General features: G+C 75.6%; 1 protein-coding gene and 2 pseudogenes. 2 read left to right on the forward strand and 1 reads right to left on the reverse strand.

Annotated elements, in window-relative coordinates; all coding sequences use genetic code 11:
• Together ABZU52_RS32335 and ABZU52_RS32340 are read left to right on the forward strand one after the other, a co-directional pair.
• A pseudogene (locus ABZU52_RS32335) lies at positions 1-205 on the forward strand (hypothetical protein); the annotation flags it as partial.
• On the forward strand, positions 202-1,047 hold the full coding sequence (locus ABZU52_RS32340; protein ID WP_354974702.1) for a PmoA family protein: 846 nt from the start codon (positions 202-204) through the stop codon (positions 1,045-1,047). The pseudogene ABZU52_RS32335 and the gene ABZU52_RS32340, both read left to right, overlap by 4 nt.
• 22 nt (positions 1,048-1,069) lie before the next feature.
• On the opposite strand, the pseudogene ABZU52_RS32345 reads toward ABZU52_RS32340, so the two are convergent.
• Positions 1,070-2,214 (reverse strand): annotated as a pseudogene (locus tag ABZU52_RS32345) (hypothetical protein); the annotation flags it as partial.

The following is a 2,214-nucleotide window of genomic DNA, read 5'->3' on the forward strand; positions in this document are numbered from 1 at the left end:
GCCGGACGTCGCCCGCGCCTGCCTCGACGCGCCCACCCGCTGGGCCGCGCTCACCGGGGTGGTCGTGCTGGCCGGGCTGCTCGCGGTCCTGGTCACCCCGGTCGCGGTGCCGATCCTCGCCGGCTACACCGTGGCCGCCCTGCATGCCGTCACCGTCCGCCGGCCGGTCGCGGCCGCCGTCGTCGGCCGCCGGGAGCTGCCGTGAGTGGCGAGCCGGTGCGGCTGACGGCCGGGGTCACGGAGGTGGCCGAGTATGTGCTCGCCCCGGCGCTGGACGCGCGGCACGGGCCCCGACCGTACCTGCACCCGGTACGCACCCTCGGCGGAACGGTGGTCACCGACGCGCTCCCCGCCGACCACGTGTGGCACCTCGGCGCGTCCCTCGCGGTGCAGGACGTCGACGGCAGCAACCTCTGGGGCGGGCGCACCTACGTCCGCGACGTCGGCTACACCTGGCGTGACGACCACGGCGTTATCGCGCACACCGGCGAGGTCGAACGGTCCCCGGGCCGGTACGCGCACGACCTCGAGTGGCGCGACCGGGCCGGCGGGGTGCTGCTGACCGAACGGAGGTGGCTCACCGCGTCGGTGGTCGGGCCGGACGCCTGGCGGCTCGACGTGGAGTCCGTCCTCGTCGCCCCGGACGACCGGGAGGTGCGGCTGGGCAGCCCGGCCACGAACGGCCGTCCGGGCGGGGCCGGCTACGGCGGGTTCTTCTGGCGGGCCGCCGCCGACGGCGAACCGGCGGTGTTCACCGCCGACGCGGCCGGGGAGGAGACGGTCAACGGCAGTGCCGCGCCGTGGCTCGCGCTGACCGGCGTCCGGTCGGGCGGCGGGGCGTACACCCTGGTCTTCACGGGCCTCGGCCGGGACGACCGGTGGTTCGTGCGGACCGGGATGTATCCGGGGGTCGGTGTGGCGTTCGCGTTCCACCGGCCGGCGGTGGTGCCGGCCGGTGGGAGCCGGCACGGCCGGTACCGGGTGTGGGTGGCCGACGGGACCCTCGACCGGGACCGGGTCGCGGCCCTGGTCACGACGCTGCCGTGACCGTGCTGGGCGGGCCCTGCGGTCAGCGGGAGCGGTCGGTCAGCTCGCGGACGGCAGCCTGATACGCGGCCTGGGTGTGGTAGGGCCAGTGTCGTTCGATCGGCGGCGGCACGGTGTCGTCCGGGTCGATGGTCAGGCTGCGGGGATCACGCAGTCGCTCGTCGACGTGGACGCGGGGTGGTGGGCCGTCCGGGCCCGGAGGGAAGATCGGTCCGCCGATCGGGTCGGTGTCGCGCCACAGGTTGCGCCACCGCCAGCCGATCCGCCCGCCCAGGTCGCGCAGCGTCCGCGGCCCGAGGTACGCCGGGTAGAGCCGGGCGTAGGTGCGTCGCAGCGGTGAGCCGTAGGTCAACAGCGACACCCGGGCCAGCACCGACGGCGGTAGTTGCAGGATGGTGGCGGCGGCGAGCACCGAGCCGTGGCTGTGCCCGGAGATGACCACCGGTCCTCGCGCGGTGAGGCCGGTGACCCGTTTCGCCAGCTCCGGAACAGCGCGGGCGGCGTAGCAGGGCGGCGCGAACGGGTGGACCGTTCGGGGCCAGAACGTGCCGAGGTCCCACAGCACCGCCACCACCCGCCGGGTCTGCGCCGACCGGTACGCCCGGAACCCGAGGATCAGCAGGCAGATCACCAGCAGGCTGATCGCCCAGACCCCGGCGTCGGTGACGTAGGCGGCGAGCACGGCGAAGGCGCCCCCCTGTCCACCCAGGCGGGCCGCGAGCTGGGTGGGACCGATCCCGATCACGTCGAAGGCGACGGTGACCAGCCCGAGCGACGCGATCAGCAGGAACGCGATCAGCACCGGGCCCAGCTCCTCGGTGATCCGGGACCGGGCGATCGTCTCCCGGACCAGGCCCAGCCGGTGCGCGTCCCGCGCCGGCAGGTCGGGGTAGTCCCGTTCGATGATCCGCGCCGCCAGTCTGCGTCGCCGCCGGCGGGTCAGCAGGAGGGTGGCCGAGGTCACCGCCGCGCCGATCAGCAGTGCGGCCAGCCCGGCGAGCGCCGCCCACCAGTAGGCCACCGGCGGTTCCAGCGGGCCGACGATCGGCGGGTTGGGTCGGATCGGGTCGGGGATGTCGCCGTGGTCGAGGGCGTCCGCGACGCGGTAGACCAGGGTCGCGGTGAAGGCGGCGCCGACGCTCACCGCCGCCGCCGCCATGATCGGGG

Origin of the sequence: Micromonospora sp. NPDC005220 (assembly GCF_040607895.1) — a bacterium.
GTDB lineage: Bacteria > Actinomycetota > Actinomycetes > Mycobacteriales > Micromonosporaceae > Micromonospora.